This window comes from Brucella pituitosa, assembly GCF_003049685.1.
In the GTDB taxonomy this organism is placed as follows: Bacteria; Pseudomonadota; Alphaproteobacteria; order Rhizobiales; family Rhizobiaceae; genus Brucella; species Brucella pituitosa.
The window spans coordinates 365,421-385,375 of record NZ_PYSY02000001.1 but is presented as its reverse complement, the minus strand read 5'-3'; the positions used below and the strand labels follow the sequence as shown (position 1 = coordinate 385,375).

The following is a 19,955-nucleotide window of genomic DNA, read 5'->3' as shown; positions in this document are numbered from 1 at the left end:
GGCCGATGCGTGGCTAGCGGTAATTGCCTGACGTAAAAAAGGCTGGCACATGCTTTGGCCAGCGACGTGGCAAGACAGCCACGAGGTCAAACCGCAGAGACAGTTTCGCGTAATCCTTTTGTCGTTGCAGCCACATATCCGCCGCCGCCTCAATCCGGCGCATGGCTTGCGGGGTGACGGCAAGATGAGCCGCTTCCACACTTGTCCGTGCTTTAACTTCAACAATCAGAATGAGATTGCCGCGCCGGGCAATGAGATCGATTTCGCCAAGCCGCGTGCGATAGCGGCGTGCCACGATACGAAAACCTTTGAGCATGAGCGCTAAGGCGGCCAGCCGCTCGGCGCTGTGTCCGCGAAAGAAAGCAACTCGCTTTTTCTCGCGGAAATCACTCATCAGCCTTGTGCCTTCAACTGCATCAGACGCTGATAGAGCACCGATTTCTGCCCGCCAGTCATCTTTGCTGCCTCGCCTGCGGCCTTGGATGGCGGCAGTTCTTGCGCTAGCGACAGCAGCAGCTTGTCGATGTCTTCTTCGCTTTGCGGGCCGGCTTCCCCTGTTGGCGGGCCAACCAGCAACACGACTTCACCGCGAATACGATCTTCGCCATCAAATTGCTGTTTCAGCTCGCCGAGCGTCGCCGTGACGATGGTTTCATAAGCCTTGGTCAACTCGCGGCAAAGGGCTGCCTCACGCGCATCGCCAAAAACCTCTGCCATATCGGAAAGCGTTGTCGCCGTACGGTTGGGCGATTCATAGAACACAAGCGTTGCTTCGAGATTTTTGAGGCTTTCAAGCTTGGAGGTCTTCTGGCCATGCTTGACCGGCAGAAAGCCGCAGAACATGAAAGCATCAGTCGGAAGCCCAGAGGCTGCGAGTGCGGCAAGAAGTGCGGAGGCTCCGGGGACTGGCACCACGCGAATGCCTGCCTCGCGTGCTTCACCCACAAGCCGGAAGCCCGGATCGGACACAAGCGGCGTGCCTGCATCTGACACCAGCGCCACGCTTTTACCAGCCTGCAAGGCGGCAATCAGCTTTGCGCCTGCCTCGGCAGCATTATGCTCATGATAGCTGATTGGGCGACGTGCAATGCCATAACGATCCAGCAACACGCGGGTCACGCGGGTATCTTCACAGGCAACAATGTCGGCACTTGCTAGCACTTCCAGCCCGCGCAGCGTCATGTCACCGAGATTGCCAATCGGGGTCGAGACGATATAAAGCGCGGGTTCGATCGGGCGTGCACGCTGGGCGGTGCCGCCGACAACAAATTCGCGTTTCTGCTCGTCCAAAAATTCGGTCATTACGTGTCCTTATTGACGCATGTCGTTATCGGGTCGCAGCGGGAATAAGAAATCAGTCCAGTGGACTGATTTCCCCGCGAAGGCGGTTTCCACTTTCCCGCGACATGCGCTAAGCCGCCAGATCAGCCACCAGCGCATCAAGCACCAGCGACCCATCCGGCGTTGCACGGATGAAAGTTCCATCCATCTTTTCAATCATGCCTGATGCAATCAGCCGTTCAAGGCGCTTGCGATCAATATCATGTCCGGTCAGGCGCTGATAACGCGCAAGATCAATGCCTTCGCGCAACCGCAGCCCCATCATCAGGAACTCATCGCCTTCCTGATTGCCATTGAGATATTCTTCTTCAATGATGCCGTGACCGTTGGTCTCGACCTTTTCGAGCCAGGTTTCCGGGTGCTTTTCGGTCATTGTAACCGTGCGCGTGCCGTTCTCAACAAAACGACCATGCGCACCGGGACCGATGCCGACATATTGCCCATAACGCCAGTAAACCAGATTGTGCTGGGATTCACGTCCCGGCACCGCATGGTTTGAAATCTCATAGGCCGGAAGACCGTGTTCTGCTGTAATCTTCTGCGTTTCCTCATAAAGAGCCGCCGCATGATCAGGCTCAGGCGTGGTGAGCTTGCCAGCCTTCCAGAGATTATAGAACTGCGTGCCTTCTTCAATCGTCAGCTGATAGAGCGAGAGGTGATCGGCAGCCAGATCAATGGCTTCTTTCAGCTCTTCGCGCCATGCTTCAATGGTCTGATCGGGCCGCGCATAGATGAGATCAAAGGAAAGACGCGGGAAGATTTCACGTGCCAGCCGGATTGCAGCCTTGGCTTCATCGACCGAATGCATACGGCCCAGACGACGCAGATCAGGAGCATTCAGTGCCTGAATACCAAGCGAGACGCGGTTGACGCCCGCCGCACGATAGCCTCGAAAACGTTCTGCTTCCACGCTCGTCGGATTGGCTTCCAACGTGACTTCGATGTCCGGCGCAACTGACCAGCGCGATGCAATGCCGTCTAGCAGGCTGCCAACAGTCGACGGCTGCATCAGCGATGGTGTACCGCCGCCCAAAAAGATGCTGGTGACCGTGCGTGCTCCGGTGCGGGCGCGCAATGTGTCCATCTCGCGGTTGAAGGCTGCGGCAAAGCGATCCTGATCAACCGGCTGATGACGCACATGGCTGTTGAAGTCGCAATAAGGGCATTTGGCCAGACAAAACGGCCAGTGCACATAGACTCCGAATGCAGTTTCCCCATCCGCGCGTGCAATCGGCAAAATATCAACGGGTGGGGAGAAATGATGGTTCATTCAGCGGCATCCGAAACAACACCAAGCGCCTTTTCAGCAAACAGCTTGAAGGCGCGCGCACGATGCGAAAGCGCTGACGCATCGCCCGGCGTCCAGCCGTGCTTTTCGTCGGCAGTCATTTCACCAAAGGTCTTTTCATAGCCATCGGGCTTAAACACCGGATCATAACCGAAGCCGATATCGCCACGCGGAGGCCAGATCAGCATGCCTTCCACTTCACCGCGATAATATTGTGCTTCACCATCCGGCCATGCAAGGCAAATCACCGAAACAAAGCGCGCCTTGCGCTGATCCGGGGTGGTCGCAGCTTTGGCCTGCAAAAGATCTTCGACCTTCTGCATCGCCATGTTGAAATCACGCGTGCCGTCTTCGGTTTCAGCCCAGTCAGCAGTGTAAACACCCGGATCGCCATCAAGCGCGTCAACCATCATGCCGGAATCGTCAGACAGAGAAGGCAAACCAGTCGCTTTCGCCGCAGCGAGCGCCTTGATGTAAGCATTCTGCTCAAACGTCGTGCCGGTTTCTTCAGGCTCAGGCAGGCCGAGAGCGGCAACAGAACTGACCTCAAAGCCAAACGGGGCGATAAGCCCATCGAATTCGCGCAATTTGCCTGCATTGTGCGATGCGACGATCAGTTTGCCTTTTTCAAGCGCTCTCATTGTTCAATCCTGCTTTTAAAACGCATGATCTTATCCGAAATTGGCTTCCCACCTTTCGGGATCATGCTTAACTCCAAAGTTTAGGCTCGGCGAATTCCAGCGAGTTGCCGGAAGGATCGCGAAAATAAATCGAACGTGCGCCATTAGGCCATTCGAAATCGGACTCGATAGCAATGTTGTGCTTTTCGAGATAGTTGCGCCAGTCGTCAATTTCATGACGTGTGGCTGCAAAACAGACATGCCCTGCACCGATCGTCCCATGCGGCGGCACCGGCAGCGATCCGGACGCAGGTGGCTTCAAAGTTTCTTCCGCTTTAAACAGCAGCAAAATGCCGTTGCCACAGCGGAAGAATGCATTGCGTTCACTGACCTTGCCTACCGGCTCAAGCCCGATGATGTCGCGATAAAATGCAATCGCCTCGGCAACATCACGGACATAGAGCGCGGTTTCAAGAATGCGTGCTGCTTGCATTTCCGGCCACCTCTTAAATCAGAGAAGGCCTTAACTATCAGGCAAGTGCTGCCTTCTGCAACTCGACGAGCTGATTGATGCCGCCGCGTGCGAGCTTCATGAGCGCTGCAAACTCTTCTTCCGAAAACGGTGCGCCCTCAGCTGTGCCCTGAATCTCGACGATGCCACCCTGACCGGTCATCACGAAATTGCTGTCAGTTTCAGCAGCCGAATCCTCAACATAATCGAGATCAAGCACAGGCTGGCCTTCATGGATACCACAGGAAATAGCTGCGATATGATCTTTAAGCACCTTCTCAAAGCGGATCATCTGACGTGCTTCCATCCAGCGCAGGCAGTCATGCAGCGCTATCCAGCCGCCGGTAATCGCAGCTGTACGGGTGCCGCCATCAGCCTGAATAACGTCGCAGTCAACAGTGATCTGGAATTCGCCCAGTGCCTGAAGATCAACGACAGCCCGCAGCGAACGGCCGATCAGACGCTGGATTTCCTGCGTGCGGCCACCCTGCTTGCCGCTGGCTGCTTCACGGCGCATACGGTCGCCCGTCGAGCGTGGCAACATGCCATATTCGGCCGTAACCCAACCCTTGCCCGAATTGCGCATCCAGCCCGGGACCTTTTCCTCTAAGCTTGCCGTGCATAAAACATGGGTGTCGCCAAACTTGACGAGGCACGAGCCTTCCGCATGTTTGGAAACGCCGCGCTCGAAAGAGACGGCGCGCATTTCATCAGCAGCGCGCTTGGATGGACGCATTGTATTTCCTCAATTCATTTATCGTTGCGGCTTTTTAGGCTTGTCGCGCCCGAATGGAAAGGAATTTCGCGTGATCCTTCAAGAGAGATGTTGAGAGAACTGTCATTACTGGCGCAAAGCCTTTGACGCCTTCAATACCAGTCTTATATTTATGGCATGCAATTCAGAGGGTTCGCTCTAAGACCATGATCAAATCACCGGAACATCAGCTGCTTAATTCGCTCGACCAGCGGTCGCGCGATATTTTTCGGCTGATCGTCGATAGCTACCTCAATGATGGTGATCCGGTCGGCTCACGCAATCTGTCGCGCCTTCTGCCGCATAGTCTTTCGCCTGCCACCATTCGCAATGTGATGAGCGATCTTGAGCAACTCGGCCTCATTTATGCACCGCATATTTCTGCCGGACGTCTGCCGACGCAGATCGGTTTGCGTTTCTTCGTCGATGCGTTCATGGAAGTGGGCGATCTGCGACCTGACGAACGTTCATCCATCGAAGCACAGGTGCGCTCGGCGGGCATGAACAACTCGGTTGAAAGTGTGCTGACCGAAGCCAGTCAGGTTCTCTCCGGCTTGTCACGCGGCGCGGGTCTTGTGCTTGCGACCAAGGCCGAAGGCGCGCTTAAACATATCGAATTCGTACGGCTTGAGCCGACCCGTGCGCTTGCCGTCCTTGTGATGCAGAATGGCGATGTTGAGAACCGCGTCATCAATCTGCCCGCAGGCATTTCTGCGTCGCAGCTCGTGGAAGCATCGAACTTTCTCAATGCGCATATTCACGGCCATACGCTGTCGGAAGCAAAATCAGAGCTGGAAAAACTTTCGGAAGAAACCAGACAAGAGCTTGATCAGCTCTCGCAGGAATTGGTGGCACAGGGCATAGCCGTCTGGAGCGGCGCAGGTTCAGATCAGCCCGCGCGCCTTATCGTACGCGGTCGCGCCAATCTGCTGGAAAACATTCATGCACAGGAAGATATCGAGCGCCTGCGCCACCTCTTTGACGACCTTGAAACCAAGGATGGCATGATCCAGCTACTTGATCTTGCTGAATCGGGCTCTGGTGTGCGAATTTTCATCGGCTCGGAAAATAAGCTGTTCTCGCTCTCGGGTTCCTCGCTGGTGGTGGCCCCTTATCGGGATAGTGAACAGCGCGTTGTCGGTGCTCTCGGCGTCATAGGCCCGACCCGACTTAACTATGCCCGTATCGTACCGATGGTCGATTACACTGCCCAAATTGTCTCGCGGTTGCTGCGTTAAGTTGTCAGACTTAACAAGGCCGGGAAATTAGACCTTGATTTTAACGCCGTGAAACTCGATATCCGGCCCAAACACTATTCAAGACGGAAGAAGCATTATGGCTGATGAAAAGAATACACCTGAAAACCCCGATCTTGAGCAGCGCGATATCAACAATCCTCGCGATCGTGATGCGCTGAAGCGTGCTGCCGACGATTTTCTGAAAAGCCGCAAGGCTGAGGCACGCGCTGAAGCCAAAGAGGAAGCCGTTGATGCCGAGAGCCTGGCTGCAAATACGATTGCAGCGCTTGAAGCGGACAATGCTGAGCTCAAGGATCAGATGCTGCGTCTCGTTGCTGAGATGGAAAACCTGCGCAAGCGCACCCAGCGCGATGTTCAGGACGCCCGCACCTATGCCGTGACAAATTTCGCTCGTGACATGCTGTCGGTTTCCGACAACTTGAGCCGTGCGCACGAAGCCATCCCCGCCGATGCATTGGAAACCGATGCAAACCTCAAGTCACTGGCTGACGGCGTGGAAATGACCGAACGTGCCATGCTGCAGGCCTTGGAACGCCATGGCGTGACCAAGCTTAATCCTGAAGGTGAAAAGTTCGATCCGAACTTCCATCAGGCTATTTTTGAAGTGCCAAACCCTGAACTGCCAGCCAACACCGTCGTACAGGTTATGCAGGCAGGCTATGCCATCGGCGATCGCGTGCTGCGTCCGGCAATGGTTGGCGTTTCAAAGGGCGGCCCGAAGGTTGCTGCAGACAGCGGCACAACTGAAGCAGCGGGCGATGCCTAGGGCGCATTTTGATCTGATTGATTGATCGATTGAGAGCGGCGAGATACATCGCCGCTCTTTCTTTTTGTCCTTATCCGTTGGAATATCGACATACTAGAGCGTTTCGCCGTTAATTGTATCCGCTGCACTCGCTCTATCTCTTTATTTTTGCGCATGTCGTTATCGGAAAACCGGCCCCCACTTTTCCGCGACATGCTTTATCAGCTGGGAGGTCGTGCGTGACGATTTTTGATTTTGCAAATTTTGCAGGTGTTTTCGTCTTCGCTGCCACCGGCGCACTTGCTGCTTCACGCCGCCAGCTCGACATTATCGGCTTCATCTTTCTCGCCAACATTACTGGCATTGGCGGCGGCACGATGCGCGACCTGGTGTTGGGCGCTCCGGTTTTCTGGGTCGTCCAACCCTTTTATCTTTTGGCAGGGACATCGGCTGCAATCATCGTCTATTTCACTGCCCATCTGTTCGAATCACGCTACCGGCTTCTGCTCTGGTGTGACGCTATTGGTATGTCTGCCTATACGGTTGTGGGTGCCGCCAAAGGGCTGGCGCTCGGCTTTGGGCCATCGGTCGCGATTGTAACCGGCATCTTCACCGCAACACTTGGCGGCATTTTGCGCGATATGGTGGCAGGTGAGCCATCCGTCCTGATGCGCAGGGAGATCTATGTGACCGCGGCCCTTGCAGGCGCTTGTCTTTATGTGGTGCTGGAGCGTTTCGGGATCGACCCATTGTTTGCAGCACTTGCTGCTGCGCTAACCGCATTCATCGTGCGCGGAGGTGCGCTCTATTTCGGCTGGAATCTGCCTGTTTATAAAAGCCGTCCCGGCCGCACAGAGGAAGAACTCAAGCGCGACCGGATTGTTCGAATCGATCAATAATCAGATAAGTTTGGCCTGGCTTGCAACAGCCTGAAGATCGATCAGTGGACGCGGTCCCATCTGCTGAATGATCATGCCAGCGGCAAGCGAACCCAGACGTGCGCAATCCTCAAGCGAACGATCTTTGGTATAGCCATAGAGGAACCCTGCTGCGTAGAGATCACCAGCACCCGTCGTGTCGACCAGTTCTTCAATCTCAATCGCTGGCACATGCAGCGTCTGATCGGCAGTGATGACGATTGCACCCTTTTCCGAACGTGTGATGATCGCAAGAGGGCAATCCTTACGGATGGCTTCCACAGCTTCATCAAGCGACTTGGTCTGATAGAGCGACTTTGCCTCGTCTTCGTTCGCAAAAACGATATCGACGGTGCGTTTGCGCATCAGATCCAGGAACTCTTCGCGATAACGGTCGACGCAGAACGGATCGGACAAGGTCATGGCTACCTGACGACCATGTTCATGTGCAATTTTTGATGCGAGAACGATGGCTTCCTTGGCGCGCGGCGGATCCCACAGATAACCTTCGAAATAGGTAATGCGGGCATCGGCAACCTTGGAGGTTTCGACATCTTCCGGTCCGAGCTCCACGCACGCCCCCAGATAGGTGTTCATTGAACGCTCGCCATCCGCTGTAACGAAGATCATCGAACGAGCCGTCGGCGAACCTTTTTCCAAAGCGCGCGTATCAAAGGCGACGCCCTGTGCGCGGATGTCATGAGCAAATACCCGGCCAAGATGGTCAGTCGCGACCTTGCCGAAATAGGCGGAACGCCCGCCGAGGCTTGCAACGCCCGCAGCCGTATTGCCCGCACTGCCGCCGGACATTTCCGTGAACTGGCCTTTAATGCGGCTATAGAGCAGTTCTGCCCGGTCGCCATCAATCAGGTTCATGGCACCTTTTATGATGCCGTTGGCTTCGAGAAACGCATCTTCCGTGCGCGAAAGAATATCGACAATGGCGTTGCCAATGCAAAGAACGTCGAATGTAGCCATGAGCTGGTCTGGGGCTCCCCTTCTTGTCTGCCGCCCGTCTTCGATTGAAGACTTGTGGCAGCGATCTAGCGGCATTCATTTGGGGTCGGTTTAGCCTTTTGAAAAGTTTTTGGCTAGTCCGTCAGTGTTGGCACTTGTGGGCAGACCGTCTTGTGCAGGTCGAACAGCCTTCCTATTTTGATCGTATGAGATTGCGGAGAGTGAACCCAAAATGATCATTGATGCTGCGCTGAAGGCGCTGAAACGTCTTCCAACTCCGGAATTTCGCTCAGTTTTATGGAAAACGCTTGGCTTGACGCTTTTGCTTCTTCTCGGGTTTTGGGTCGCCATAAGGCAAATATTTTTTACTTTCGCATGGCCCTGGATGGAGCAATTGCTGCCCGGAATGCCCGAATGGGCAGGTTGGCTCGGTATCGTTGCGGCAATCGTGGCAGGTCTTGGACTGGCGCTCGCTCTCGCTTTGATGATCGCGCCCGTTACAGCACTTGTCGCCGGTATTTTCCTTGATGATGTCGCAGATGTTGTCGAACGCGAGGATTATCCCGGCGCCCCCGCAGGCACCCCCCTGCCGCTGGGCCGTTCCATTGTCGTGTCACTCAAGTTTCTAGGCGTGGTCGTTCTCGGTAACATTGTGGCACTGTTTCTGCTCTTCGTACCCGGCATCAATCTGATCGCCTTCTTCGTGATCAACGCCTATCTGCTCGGCCGGGAATTCTTTGAGTTTGCGGCCATGCGCTATCGAACAGAGCGTGAGGCCAAGGCACTCCGCTCGCAATATGGTGTGACGGTGTTTCTTGCAGGACTGCTAATCGCTGGCTTCATGGCAATTCCGATTATCAATCTTCTGACACCGCTCTTTGCAGCTGCAATGATGATCCATCTGCATAAGGCTATATCTGAGAAGGAAACTTTAAAACTGCGGCGGTAGCGGAATGAGCGCTGCCGGAACATCACAAGTCTTGCCGGGGAACTTACAGATATCGGCAATCACGCAGTTCTCGCACTCAGGTTTGCGTGCCTTACAGGTATAGCGTCCGTGCAAGATCAGCCAGTGATGCGCGTGGAACAGATATTCTTTCGGAATGACCCGCATGAGAATAGCTTCCACCGCATCCGGTGTCTTGGCCGGTGCAAGCCCGATCCGGTTGCCTATGCGCAGAATATGCGTATCCACAGCCATGGTCGAATGACCGAAAGCCATGCTCAGCACAACATTGGCAGTCTTGCGGCCGACACCCGGCAGTTTCACCAGCTCGTCGCGATCATCGGGAACTTCACCGCCATAATCACGGATAAGCGCTTCAGACAACAGAATGACGTTCTTGGCCTTGTTGCGCCAAAGACCAATGGTGCGGATATAATTGCCAACCGTGTCTTCGCCCAGCGCCAGCATTTTTTGCGGTGTGTCGGCAATCGCAAAGAGCGCGCGCGTTGCCTTGTTTACACCCGCATCCGTTGCCTGCGCCGACAAGACGACAGCCACCAGCAGCGTGAAAGCGTTCACATGCTCAAGTTCGCCTTTGGGCTCGGGGCGCAGAATGGAGAAACGACGGAAAATCTCGTGGATTTCATCAGCCGTATAAAGCGTGCCAGAAACCCGGCGCGGACGACGGGCAGGTGTCGCAACAGGCGTGTTCACGGGCGATTTGATTTTGGCGTTTTCCATTTTGTCTCTATACTTGCGTCTATCTTCGGAAAACAGTTCACAGCTTGACGCAGCCCGGAGGGAACTTTGCATGCAGCATCCAGACGGCGCAAATCCAGACAGGTTTGATACCCCAATTTTTGAAGCTCTGCTGACGCCCTATCGCTCATTGGGGAAAACGGGGTTTCGTGTGCTGATGGGGGCCATGATCTGCTGCTGGCTGTTTGTCTGCATATTGTTCTGGTCAATCGGAGCATGGCCGATCATCGGCTTTTTTGGCCTTGATGTGCTGGCGATCTATCTGGCTTTTCGCTGGAACTATCGTTCGGCAAATGCTCGCGAGGAGATATCTGTTTCGCGTGCGGCACTGTCCATCCGCAAATATGAAGCATCCGGTAAACTGACCACCCACCTGTTTCACCCCTTCTGGACAAGGTTCAATGTTGCCAGAAAGCCAGATATTGGCATCACGACCATGCGTGTCGAAAGCCGCAACAACAGCGTACTCGTCGGCGGCTTCCTCAATCCCGATGATCGCGAAAGCTTCGCCACGGCTTTTGGCAACGCGCTGAGCGAAGCCCGGCGCTAAAGAAGCGCCAAAACTTTTCCACATATGTTGACGGCTTTTGCCCCGAAAGCATCAGTTTTAGGATGCCATGACAGGAATCCGATTTCGGCCCTTGAAGTCGTGCTTTTCACAAGCCATATCAGTTGAGCGAAAGATACGCCGAAAGGGTGCTTTCCATGACGGTCGCTTCGATAAGGACTGATACAATGACAAGAATGACACCGTTTTCGAGCCCGCTATTGCTCGGATTCGACACAATGGAAAAGACGCTGGAACGGATTGCTAAATCCGGCGATGGATATCCGCCATATAATATCGAGCGTCTGCGCGGAGAAACTGGTTCTGAACGCCTGCGTATCACGCTGGCTGTTGCAGGCTTTGCCAGTGACGACCTCGAAGTCATGACGGAGGACAATCAGCTTGTCATCCGTGGACGCCAGACAGACGATACCGAACGTGAGTTTCTGCACCGTGGCATTGCTGCCCGCCAGTTTCAGCGTGTCTTCGTTCTGGCCGATGGCATGCGGGTTGTCGGCTGTGATCTGAAAAATGGCCTTCTCGCCATTGATCTTGACCGACCTGAACCAGAACGGCTTATCAAACGTATAAATATAGCAGTCAAAGACTGATCCCGGTTCAGACTGGGTTCAGGTAAAAGCCGCTATAGGAATTTATTAAGCTCTTAAGCGCCATGATCGCAAATGATATGCCGCGAAAACGGAGGCTACGATGATGAACAGACACATTCTCACTGATCATGAATTCGCTCATCTGGGTGAAGGTGAACTGGCTTATGTGCGCAAGATTCGTTCCGACGACCTGACACGCACCTTCCCGGCCCTCCCCCCGATTGCACCTGGCCTTGAGCTTTGGGCGCTGTTTGGCGCAAGCGGCGAGCCGATTGTGCTTTCCGACGTCCGTGCCACCGCACTGCAAGGCGCAAATGAACATGAACTACGCACCGTGATGCTGCACTGAATTCTATGCACAATGCCGGTCCATTAAATGGGCCGGCATTGCTGCCCGTCGTCAAATGATCATTTTGACGGATTCTGGTGCATGCAATTGGCATATTGCTCACGCAGGCACCATTCGTGCCATTTTTTACCCTTTTTCTTGTAATTCCGGCAAAGCGTCTCGGCTACTTTCCTGCATTGATCAGAAGTAGCTGAATTCGCCGCACCTGACATGTTTGGTACGAAGCGGTCCGCTCGTGCCGAACCGGAAATCACGAGCAGTGAAATTGTCGCGACTGCAATTGTTTTATACAAAGTCACAAAATACCTCTCACCAAATTCACAATCATCAATGTCTGAGGCTTATATCAAGGCGGCTCAAGATGCTGACGCATCACGCCTTGATAAAGTTCAAGCGCCACTCGGGCTTAACCAAAGTCCAATGAGTTTCACTCAATGAACTTTGGTATTAGCGGTATCGGACGGCCTCGAAAATCGTGAGATATAGCGACAGAAATAGTGCACCTTAAAAATGACAAAGCCGCCGTTCTTTCGTGAACGGCGGCTTTGTTAGCTTAATAAGTCAAAATCAGGCAGCGTTAGACGCTGGCTGTGATGTCAGGAATGAATAAAGCGCCTGCGCGTCATGTGTTCCGCGCAGCTTTGCCACTGTGTCGGCATCGCGCAACATGCGCGCAATGCGTGACAGGGCTTTCAAGTGATCCGCGCCAGCGTTTTCCGGTGCCAGAAGCAGAAAGACGAGATCGACGGGCTGATCGTCCAGTGCTTCAAAATCCACTGGAGTTTCAAGGCGCGCAAAAATTCCTGCAATCTTGTCGATGCTTGCCAACTTGCCGTGCGGAATGGCAACGCCGTTGCCAACCCCGGTGGAACCGAGGCGTTCACGCTGGAGAATTGTTTCGAAAACTTCACGCTCAGGGAGACCGGTCAGTTCCGCAGCCTTTTCAGACAATATCTGCAAAAGCTGCTTTTTGGAGCTGGCTTTCAGCGCAGGGATAATCGCCCCTGGCTGAATCAGATCACTAAGATCCATTCTCTCCGTTCCTTCTTCAATCAGGCCATCGTTGGCCCGGTTTAGGGAAGCGCACGACAGCGGAAAACTGCGTGCGCTTCAGGTTTGCCGTCAAGCGCGGGGAGCGGCCTGGCGGGTAACCGTCGATGGATCAACCCAGCCAATATTGCCGTCCGCACGACGGTAGACGATATTTACTTCATCATTGCCCGCATTGCGGAAGACCAGGACCGGGTTTTCGATCAGGTCAAGTTCCACAACCGCCGACGCAACCGAAAGGGTGCGAAGGGCGACAGACGATTCCGCAACGATAGTCGGTGCGTAATCAACCGGAAGGTCCTCCTCTTCTTCCGGCAGCGGTGCCATAACACGATATGCCACATCATCATAGATCGCATTTGGTGCAGTCGCTGGACGTGATTTCAAACGGCGCTTATAACGACGCAACCGTGTTTCAATCTTGTCCGCAGCCGCATCGAACGCCAATTGCGGGTCCTGTGCATCCCCGGTGCTCTGCAAGGTAGCACCACTATCGAGATGCAAAGTGCAATCTGCGCTATAGCGCGATCCGGACTTGGTGACCGTTACCTGCCCGGAAAAGCCATGATCAAAATATTTGCCGACAGCTTCATTAACCCGATCGATAATCCGGGCCGTGAAAGCTTCACCGACGTCCATATGCTTTCCAGATACACGCAGAGTCATTTGGTACACCTCATTTGCGTTACACAACAGGACGTAGTCTAACCATAAGGCGAGCGAAGCGCAAAGCGAACCAGCATCAAATATGCTTTTCGTCCTGTGCTTATTTTAGCCCCGCTGCACACATTCAGACTAAGTGTCGAAACACTGTTCAGAATGCGCGCTCTATCGCGACTATTCGAGTAATTTCCCCACCATATGTTTTCACAACACATGCCTGGAATGCTCGCTGCACATCGTTCTTTTATGTAACGCTGGAAACGCAGAAGCGTTTCCCGAAATATTACCTTACCTTTCGTTTAGAACACATCTCAATCCGATTGGATCCAGTCAGCGCTCTAGTTATTCGTTTCTAAGCATCTCTTATCCGAAAATTACTTCACACCTTTCACGATGCGCTCAATAATCAGACACCGGTATTCCGGTCTATGCGGATGCATATCTTAATGCGAGCGGGGCTTCTATTGACTGAAACGTCAATTGTCAATTGCACCTTCTTCCAGCAACAGGGAATGCAATACGCCCAATTTCCTCTATAAGATTGAATTTCACGCGTTCAGGGTAATACTGTTTCAAAAGTCGGCATCGATCCGGTCGTTTCCGAATGTGTATATTAGCGCGCACGCAACTTCATGCTGCGGAAACATCATTCAACGGGCCGATAATCTGGCTTTTTTCTCGCGTCTGCGCTGTACTGAAGAAGCAATATTCATCGATTCCCGATATTTTGCGACAGTTCTGCGCGCAATATCCACACCGTCCTTCTTCAAGGCTTCGACGATTGCATCATCTGATAATACATCATCCGGCTTTTCCGCGTCGATCATCTGACGGATACGATGGCGCACACTTTCGGATGAATGGGCATCACCACCTTCGGAAGAGGCAATGGATGCGTTGAAGAAATAGCGCAATTCAAACACGCCACGCGGCGTTGCCATGAATTTGTTGGCTGTTACGCGGCTGATGGTTGATTCATGCATACCAACGGCATCGGCAACGGTGCGCAGATTCAACGGCTTGAGGTGGGTGACGCCGTGTCTGAGGAACCCGTCCTGCTGACGCACGATTTCCTGCGTCACTTTCAGGATCGTACGCGCCCGCTGATCGAGGCTGCGCACCAGCCAGTTGGCCGATTGCATGCAATCAGACAGAAATGTCTTTTCCTCGCCTTTAATCGAAGTGTTCACTTCTGCATAATATTCGTTGTTCACGATAAGACGCGGCTGGGCTGCCGGGTTAAGCTCGATCCCCCAGGTTCCATCGCGCGCTGCGGCAACCAGCACATCGGGAATGATCACATCAGCAACCGAAACCTCGAACTGGGTTCCAGGCTTGGGATCAAGCATCCTGATCTCGGTCAGCATATCGAGAATGTCGGACTGATCGACACCGCAAAGCTTTTTAAGCGTTGCGAAATCACGGCGCGCAAGCAGATCAAGATTATCAATGAGCGCTTCCATCGCCGGATCAAACCGGTCCTTGAGACGGAGCTGAATTGCCAGGCACTCACGCAGATCGCGCGCGAAAAGCCCCGCCGGATCAAAGCTTTGCATTTCACGCAGAATGCGTTCGACATGTACGGTTTCAACGCCGAGATTCTGCGCAAGCAAAGAGACATCAGCGCGCAGATAACCGCTTTCATCCAGCGCATCTGCCAAGGCCGTTGCGATAAAGCGATCAGCCGGTGTGGAAAACGTCAGCGCTATTTGCTCGGCGACATGTTCGCTCAGCGATACACGGCTTGCCGTTACCTGATCTATGTCGTAGCTGCCGCCCGCACTATATGTCTCGCCAGCGGAGGTGTTCCACTGTGCAGCCAGGTCGACATGTGCATCGTCGCTGCGACCGGGATCATCGGGAAAGATATTTTCAAGCGAACTATCGAATGTCGAAGAGAGATTTTGTGCATCGTCGACAGCCCCGGTTTTGAACCAGTCTTCATCCGCAGATGCGTCCGATGTGCCTGCATCGTCGCTCTCGCGCTCACTCTGACTCTGGGGCTCAGCGTCTGCAAAATCATCATTCGCTGCCTCTATTCTGTCCAGCAGCGGATTCTTTTCAATCTCGAGATCAATAAACTGGTCCAGCTCGATATGCGTCATCTGCAGCAGCTTGATCGACTGCATCAGTTGAGGCGTCATCACCAGCGATTGCGACTGGCGAAAATCAAGCTTCGGCGAAAGGGCCATGCGTTATTTTATTCCCCCACTTCCCTGACAGCATATTTTAAGCTGGCAAACCGCTTGTTCCTGAATTGTTTTCAATTAAAGCGTGCAAGACATCAAAACTGGTATGAACCTTGCTTGTCAATTCTGAATGTGCATTTTTTCATGAAAAGGGGAAAATAGTCGCAAGAATGTGGCGACTGTTGAGGCAGTCGTCGCGGCTTATACGGGAAAAAGGAAAGCGGTTTCCGCAAATCTGCGGAAATCCGAAAAATCAGAGCGTAAACTGATCGCCGAGGTAAAGTCTGCGAACGTCTGGGTTGGCGACGATTTCAGCAGGACGACCATGCGTCAGAACCTGACCAGCATGAATAATGTAAGCGCGGTCGATCAGACCGAGCGTTTCACGAACATTATGGTCAGTGATAAGAACGCCAATACCACGGCTGGTCAGATGACGCACGAGTTGCTGGATGTCAGAAACGGCAATCGGGTCAACACCGGCGAAGGGTTCGTCGAGCAGCATGAAATTCGGGCGCGATGCCAGCGCACGTGCGATTTCCAGACGACGACGTTCACCACCCGAAAGGGAGATGGCCGGGGCCTTGCGCAGATGCGCGATATGAAATTCTTCAAGGAGCGCGTCGAGTTCAGTAGCCCGCTTCTTGCGGTCTTTTTCGACGACTTCCAGCACGGCCTTGATGTTATTCTCAACCGAAAGACCGCGAAAAATCGATGCTTCCTGCGGCAGATAGCCAATACCAAGACGTGAGCGGCGGTACATCGGCATCGATGTTACGTCGTAACCATCGATCTCAATGGCACCCGCATCAGCGGGAACAAGGCCTGTCACCATGTAGAAACAGGTTGTCTTACCGGCACCGTTTGGACCAAGAATACCCACAGCTTCGCCAGCGCGCACTCCAAAAGACACACCGTTGACGACCTGTCGTCCGCGATAACTTTTGCAAAGGCCACGAGCAACCAGCGTCCCTTTGAGACGGGTCGCTTTGCCGGGCTGCGATGGCATCATACCATCCGCACCCTCAAGAGCGGCTGCATTGTCAGACATGCCTTGCTGCTCGTCGGCTTTCTTGTTCCAGAACAATCCCACGCGCGCTCCGGTTAATTCGATTTGGGCGCAGCACCGCCCTGCTTCTGTTGATCCTGCGGCGCCATAATGATGGATACACGGCCCTTGCTCTGACCCTTGCAGCTTTCAAGGAAAGCCTTGCCGGTGCTCATATTGGCCGTGAGCTTGCAGCCCGTCGCAACATTATCACCGTCGGTCAGCACAACCTTCTGGCCCTGCAAGACCATGACCTGGCTCTTGCCATCATAGTTTCCAGTGTCACCGGTTGCGACCTGAGTGCCAGACTTGAGGTAAACCTTGCCGCTGATTTCGAGACGATCAATACCGGACCCACTCAGACCAGCAGTACCACCAGCAGCCTGACCGCCTTCACCCTGCGAATCCTTGTTGTAATAAACGATCATCTTGCCGGACTTCAAAAGCGCGTCGCCCTGCACCACGGAGACATTGCCGGTGAAGATGGCCTTGCCTTCCTTGTCGAGCATTTCGAGCTTGTCAGCGTCGATCTTGATCGGATCCTTGCCACCAGAAAGCTTGAGGCTGCCAAATGGCACCTGCTGGCTGTCCTGAGCCAGAGCGGAGAGCGGCGCAACAACGAGGCCAAGCGCCAAAGCTGCAAATCCCATCCGCAAAGTGCGGGTCTTCATGCTCTTGTTCATCTTGCCCGTCTCGCGTTCCATTACTCTCCAGCTCCCCTACACTTCCTGTTTCAGGAATCAGGCCGAGCACATCAAATCCCTGCCCGACGCATAAATCTGCCTGAAAAGTCTATCAACCTTTCAGACCTACACCTCAAGCCATAATCATTCGACCCCGATCTTAAACTTAACGCAGCCAGATAGAAATATCTGACTGCGCAGAAAAGAAAACGAAGCCCGCAGAACCTGCGTCAGACAATAGCTGTTAAAGCGCATGCGCTTTACAGCTTTAATTCAGGGCGTGTTGTTGCCCGAAACTGCGCCGCCGTCAATCACAACACGCACCTTGTTTTCAAAGATCACAATCTTGCCGCTCTCTTTGATCTGCATGCTGTCAGCGCTGATCTGCGTAGTGCCGTTACGAATATCGACAGGCTTGTCTGTCGTCACCTGCCCACTCTTCAGATTGATATCCGCTGAGCGCATGACGGCATGCAAACCCTCATTTGTCGTAACAGTAAAATCTTTATCAAGTTGCAAACGACCGTTCGCATTATCGAAAACGCCGGAAGCGGCCTCTATCTTGGCGCTACCATTGTCACCAACCGGCAGCTCGGCAGAAATACCTTCAAGCGAGATTGCGCCACTGTTTTTGACGTCCTGCACGGCCTTTGCTGCGACCATTGAATAGGGACGATTGTCTTTGGTATAACCGTCGAGCTTTGGACTACTCATGACAAGCTTTCCACTCTCGCCGCCGTTATTCACTTCGACCTTCACAGGAGCGGCCGGTGTGGCCAGAAATGTGTACCAGGAAAAGACAGCAGCAAGTGCAATTGCAGCAACAGGCAAAGCGGTTTTAAGCACACGCACGCGGATCGAATGACGCTGTGCAGCTTTAAAAAGCGAAGCTGCCTTTTCAGACGCTCCAAAATGCATGCCGCCGCTGTTGGACGCCGCGGAAGCGGAACCCTGCGAAGCATGGATATGTGGTGTGTCAGCGCTCATTGTGTCTTTCGATTACTCAATCTATTGTCGGCTATTATCCGGCAGTTTTTAATGTCGCTTTATTGCTCAACTGTTTACAGAAGCATCAAGCAAGAAACTTTTTCATGCAGTGCTATCTTGGCTCAATGCGGTTTATTTGGGGTGCAATACCCTGACACTCAAGTCTAATACACGTCACAAAACACCGCACCTGCCATGCAAAAATGACATGAACACTACGGAAACACCAAAAACTGGCTTTTCTTCAGTCCTTTAGCAACAAAGCGCCGATCACTTCATTGTTAACATACAACTGATTTTGATTATAGTCTTGGCAAGTTCCAGGCAAAATCATCGAGGGAGCTTGCAGCCTTCCCCTCTCGCCGGTCATAGATTAAAGAACATCGACTGCACTTCGTTTTGAAGAAATGGATGGATGAGGATGGCTCAGGACGCCGAAGCACTGATCGAAAGACGCAAGCTGCGCAGAAAGCTCACAGTTTGGCGCATCGCTTTTCTGCTTTTGCTGGCGGCCCTGATTGCAGGAGTCGCTTCCTATTCCATGAGAGGCACCAATTATGCAACGCCGCACGTCGCGAAGGTTCGCATCGAAGGCACGATCTTCGAAAATGAAGAATTGTTGAAGCGTCTTAACAAGATCGCCGATGATGATGCAGTCAAGGGCGTGATCCTGATCCTCGATTCACCCGGCGGAACCACGGTCGGGGGCGAATCAATCTACGAAGCAGTACGGAAAATTGCCAAAAAGAAGCCGGTCGTAACTCAGGTCGGGACACTTGCGGCATCGGCTGGCTATATGATTGCCAGCGCATCAGACCACATTGTGGCGCGTCAAACGTCGATTGTCGGCTCGATTGGCGTGTTGTTCCAGTATCCCGATCTTTCCAAACTTCTCGACACCATTGGCGTAAAAGTTGAAACCATCAAATCGTCGCCATTGAAGGCAGAACCGAACTATTTCAGTCCGGCAAGCGACGAAGCCAAAGCCATGATCCGCAACATGATCATGGATTCCTATGACTGGTTCGTCGGAATTGTTCAGGAACGCCGCTCTTTCACACGTGAAGAAGCCCTGGCTTTGGCCAATGGTGCGGTCTTTACGGGACGTCAGGCGCTGGAAAAGAAGCTGATTGATGGCCTTGGCGGCGAGGAAGAGGCCGTTGCCTGGCTCACAAGCAAGGGCGTTTCCAAGGATTTGCCGAAGATTGAATGGAAGCCTGTCAGCAGCGACACCGGTTTTTCTCTGCGTGATCTGATTATTCATGCCGGAGCACGTCTTCTTGGCGTGCCACAAGAGGCTGATGCCATGTTGAAGGAAATCGCCAGGGATCGTATCTTCCTTGACGGACTTCTTTCGGTTTGGCACGTTGACGGAACGCCGGGCATCACCCCGGCAAATAAATGAGTCTTTCACCGGACAGATATAAACACAGGGGTTTAAAGCCGTGATTAAATCGGAACTCGTTCAGGTTATCGCCAGCCGTAATCCGCATCTTTTCCAGCGCGATGTCGAAAACATCGTTGGCGCGGTTTTTGAAGAGATCACCAATGCGCTTGCTGATGGCAATCGCGTGGAATTACGCGGCTTTGGCGCTTTCTCTGTGAAAAACCGTCCAGCACGCAGCGGTCGCAATCCACGGACGGGCGATACGGTAGACGTTGAAGAAAAGTGGGTGCCGTTCTTCAAGACTGGCAAAGAACTCCGCGACCGTCTCAACGGCGCCATCTGAT

At 53.4% G+C, this 19,955-nt stretch carries 24 protein-coding genes; 10 read left to right on the top strand and 14 right to left on the bottom strand.

The features are described 5' to 3' along the window. Window positions 1–13 precede the first annotated feature (13 nt). The 6 genes from C9380_RS01825 to rph form a co-directional block, all read right to left on the bottom strand. The gene (locus C9380_RS01825) at window positions 14–394 is read right to left on the bottom strand and encodes a YraN family protein (protein ID WP_128092873.1); all 381 of its coding nucleotides are present in this window, start codon (window positions 392–394) and stop codon (window positions 14–16) included. Beyond that, window positions 394–1,302 carry a 16S rRNA (cytidine(1402)-2'-O)-methyltransferase gene (rsmI, locus tag C9380_RS01820; RefSeq protein ID WP_100559979.1) on the bottom strand — a complete coding sequence of 303 codons (909 nt, stop codon included), beginning with the start codon at window positions 1,300–1,302 and terminating at the stop codon, window positions 394–396. The genes C9380_RS01825 and rsmI overlap by 1 nt, the downstream gene beginning before the upstream one ends. Before the next feature lie 109 nt (window positions 1,303–1,411). Continuing rightward, the gene (hemW, locus tag C9380_RS01815; RefSeq protein ID WP_128092872.1) at window positions 1,412–2,611 is read right to left on the bottom strand and encodes a radical SAM family heme chaperone HemW; all 1,200 of its coding nucleotides are present in this window, start codon (window positions 2,609–2,611) and stop codon (window positions 1,412–1,414) included. Next, complete coding sequence (gene rdgB, locus C9380_RS01810) at window positions 2,608–3,270, bottom strand: RdgB/HAM1 family non-canonical purine NTP pyrophosphatase (RefSeq protein ID WP_128092871.1); 663 nt, start codon at window positions 3,268–3,270, stop codon at window positions 2,608–2,610. Before rdgB ends, hemW begins: the two co-directional genes overlap by 4 nt. A gap of 67 nt (window positions 3,271–3,337) precedes the next feature. After that, on the bottom strand, window positions 3,338–3,742 hold the full coding sequence (locus C9380_RS01805) for a VOC family protein (RefSeq protein WP_111785733.1): 405 nt from the start codon (window positions 3,740–3,742) through the stop codon (window positions 3,338–3,340). Window positions 3,743–3,779: 37 nt separating this feature from the next. Next, on the bottom strand, window positions 3,780–4,496 hold the full coding sequence (gene rph / locus C9380_RS01800; protein ID WP_024898152.1) for a ribonuclease PH: 717 nt from the start codon (window positions 4,494–4,496) through the stop codon (window positions 3,780–3,782). A 185-nt stretch (window positions 4,497–4,681) separates the two neighbouring features. On the opposite strand from rph, the gene hrcA reads away from it, so the two are divergent. The 3 genes from hrcA (at window position 4,682) to C9380_RS01785 (ending at window position 7,417) form a co-directional block, all read left to right on the top strand. Further along, window positions 4,682–5,752 (top strand): heat-inducible transcriptional repressor HrcA, encoded by a 1,071-nt coding sequence (gene hrcA, locus C9380_RS01795; protein WP_024898153.1) that lies wholly within the window; start codon window positions 4,682–4,684, stop codon window positions 5,750–5,752. Window positions 5,753–5,849: 97 nt separating this feature from the next. Continuing rightward, complete coding sequence (gene grpE / locus C9380_RS01790) at window positions 5,850–6,539, top strand: nucleotide exchange factor GrpE (protein ID WP_128092870.1); 690 nt, start codon at window positions 5,850–5,852, stop codon at window positions 6,537–6,539. A gap of 218 nt (window positions 6,540–6,757) precedes the next feature. Continuing rightward, window positions 6,758–7,417: a trimeric intracellular cation channel family protein gene (locus C9380_RS01785; RefSeq protein ID WP_024898155.1), complete on the top strand. Its 660-nt coding sequence runs from the start codon at window positions 6,758–6,760 to the stop codon at window positions 7,415–7,417. On the opposite strand, the gene C9380_RS01780 is transcribed toward C9380_RS01785, so the two are convergent. Continuing rightward, window positions 7,418–8,413, bottom strand: a complete 996-nt coding sequence (locus C9380_RS01780; protein ID WP_024898156.1) for an adenosine kinase — start codon at window positions 8,411–8,413, stop codon at window positions 7,418–7,420. 211 nt (window positions 8,414–8,624) lie between these two features. Here C9380_RS01780 and C9380_RS01775 point away from each other — a divergent pair, with 211 nt between their 5' ends. Then, on the top strand, window positions 8,625–9,341 hold the full coding sequence (locus C9380_RS01775) for a sulfate transporter family protein (protein ID WP_111785731.1): 717 nt from the start codon (window positions 8,625–8,627) through the stop codon (window positions 9,339–9,341). On the opposite strand, the gene nth is transcribed toward C9380_RS01775, so the two are convergent. After that, complete coding sequence (nth, locus tag C9380_RS01770) at window positions 9,324–10,079, bottom strand: endonuclease III (protein ID WP_100559988.1); 756 nt, start codon at window positions 10,077–10,079, stop codon at window positions 9,324–9,326. The two genes, C9380_RS01775 and nth, sit on opposite strands and share 18 nt — an antisense overlap. Window positions 10,080–10,149: 70 nt before the next feature. Here nth and C9380_RS01765 point away from each other — a divergent pair, with 70 nt between their 5' ends. The 4 genes from C9380_RS01765 to C9380_RS01750 all read left to right on the top strand — a co-directional run bounded on the left by C9380_RS01765 (window position 10,150) and on the right by C9380_RS01750 (window position 12,042). Continuing rightward, a complete protein-coding gene (locus tag C9380_RS01765) occupies window positions 10,150–10,647 on the top strand; it encodes a DUF2244 domain-containing protein (protein WP_024898159.1) in 498 nt (165 codons plus the stop codon). 185 nt (window positions 10,648–10,832) lie between these two features. Beyond that, window positions 10,833–11,255, top strand: a complete 423-nt coding sequence (locus C9380_RS01760; RefSeq protein ID WP_024898160.1) for an Hsp20 family protein — start codon at window positions 10,833–10,835, stop codon at window positions 11,253–11,255. Window positions 11,256–11,358: 103 nt separating this feature from the next. Then, window positions 11,359–11,604 carry a BQ00720 family protein gene (locus tag C9380_RS01755; protein ID WP_024898161.1) on the top strand — a complete coding sequence of 82 codons (246 nt, stop codon included), beginning with the start codon at window positions 11,359–11,361 and terminating at the stop codon, window positions 11,602–11,604. Window positions 11,605–11,814: 210 nt separating this feature from the next. Next, window positions 11,815–12,042: a hypothetical protein gene (locus C9380_RS01750; protein ID WP_128092869.1), complete on the top strand. Its 228-nt coding sequence runs from the start codon at window positions 11,815–11,817 to the stop codon at window positions 12,040–12,042. Between the two features lie 129 nt (window positions 12,043–12,171). Here C9380_RS01750 and ptsN read toward each other — a convergent pair whose 3' ends face one another. From ptsN to lptC, 6 genes are all read right to left on the bottom strand, one after another. Then, window positions 12,172–12,636, bottom strand: coding sequence for a PTS IIA-like nitrogen regulatory protein PtsN (gene ptsN / locus C9380_RS01745; RefSeq protein ID WP_024898162.1), 465 nt, complete (start codon window positions 12,634–12,636; stop codon window positions 12,172–12,174). Between the two features lie 90 nt (window positions 12,637–12,726). Next, complete coding sequence (hpf, locus tag C9380_RS01740) at window positions 12,727–13,320, bottom strand: ribosome hibernation-promoting factor, HPF/YfiA family (protein ID WP_024898163.1); 594 nt, start codon at window positions 13,318–13,320, stop codon at window positions 12,727–12,729. Between the two features lie 647 nt (window positions 13,321–13,967). Continuing rightward, on the bottom strand, window positions 13,968–15,509 hold the full coding sequence (gene rpoN, locus C9380_RS01735; protein WP_111785729.1) for an RNA polymerase factor sigma-54: 1,542 nt from the start codon (window positions 15,507–15,509) through the stop codon (window positions 13,968–13,970). Window positions 15,510–15,759: 250 nt separating this feature from the next. Then, entirely contained in the window at window positions 15,760–16,515 is a 756-nt protein-coding gene (gene lptB, locus C9380_RS01730) for an LPS export ABC transporter ATP-binding protein (protein WP_210347977.1), read from the bottom strand. A gap of 95 nt (window positions 16,516–16,610) precedes the next feature. Further along, window positions 16,611–17,258, bottom strand: coding sequence for an LptA/OstA family protein (locus C9380_RS01725; protein WP_024898166.1), 648 nt, complete (start codon window positions 17,256–17,258; stop codon window positions 16,611–16,613). Window positions 17,259–17,510: 252 nt separating this feature from the next. After that, complete coding sequence (gene lptC, locus C9380_RS01720) at window positions 17,511–18,224, bottom strand: LPS export ABC transporter periplasmic protein LptC (RefSeq protein WP_100559992.1); 714 nt, start codon at window positions 18,222–18,224, stop codon at window positions 17,511–17,513. A 421-nt stretch (window positions 18,225–18,645) separates the two neighbouring features. Between lptC and sppA the strand changes: the two genes are divergently transcribed. Further along, window positions 18,646–19,629, top strand: a complete 984-nt coding sequence (gene sppA / locus C9380_RS01715) for a signal peptide peptidase SppA (protein ID WP_128092867.1) — start codon at window positions 18,646–18,648, stop codon at window positions 19,627–19,629. A gap of 40 nt (window positions 19,630–19,669) precedes the next feature. Beyond that, window positions 19,670–19,954: an integration host factor subunit beta gene (locus C9380_RS01710; protein WP_007873253.1), complete on the top strand. Its 285-nt coding sequence runs from the start codon at window positions 19,670–19,672 to the stop codon at window positions 19,952–19,954. The last annotated feature ends 1 nt before the right edge of the window (window position 19,955 follow it).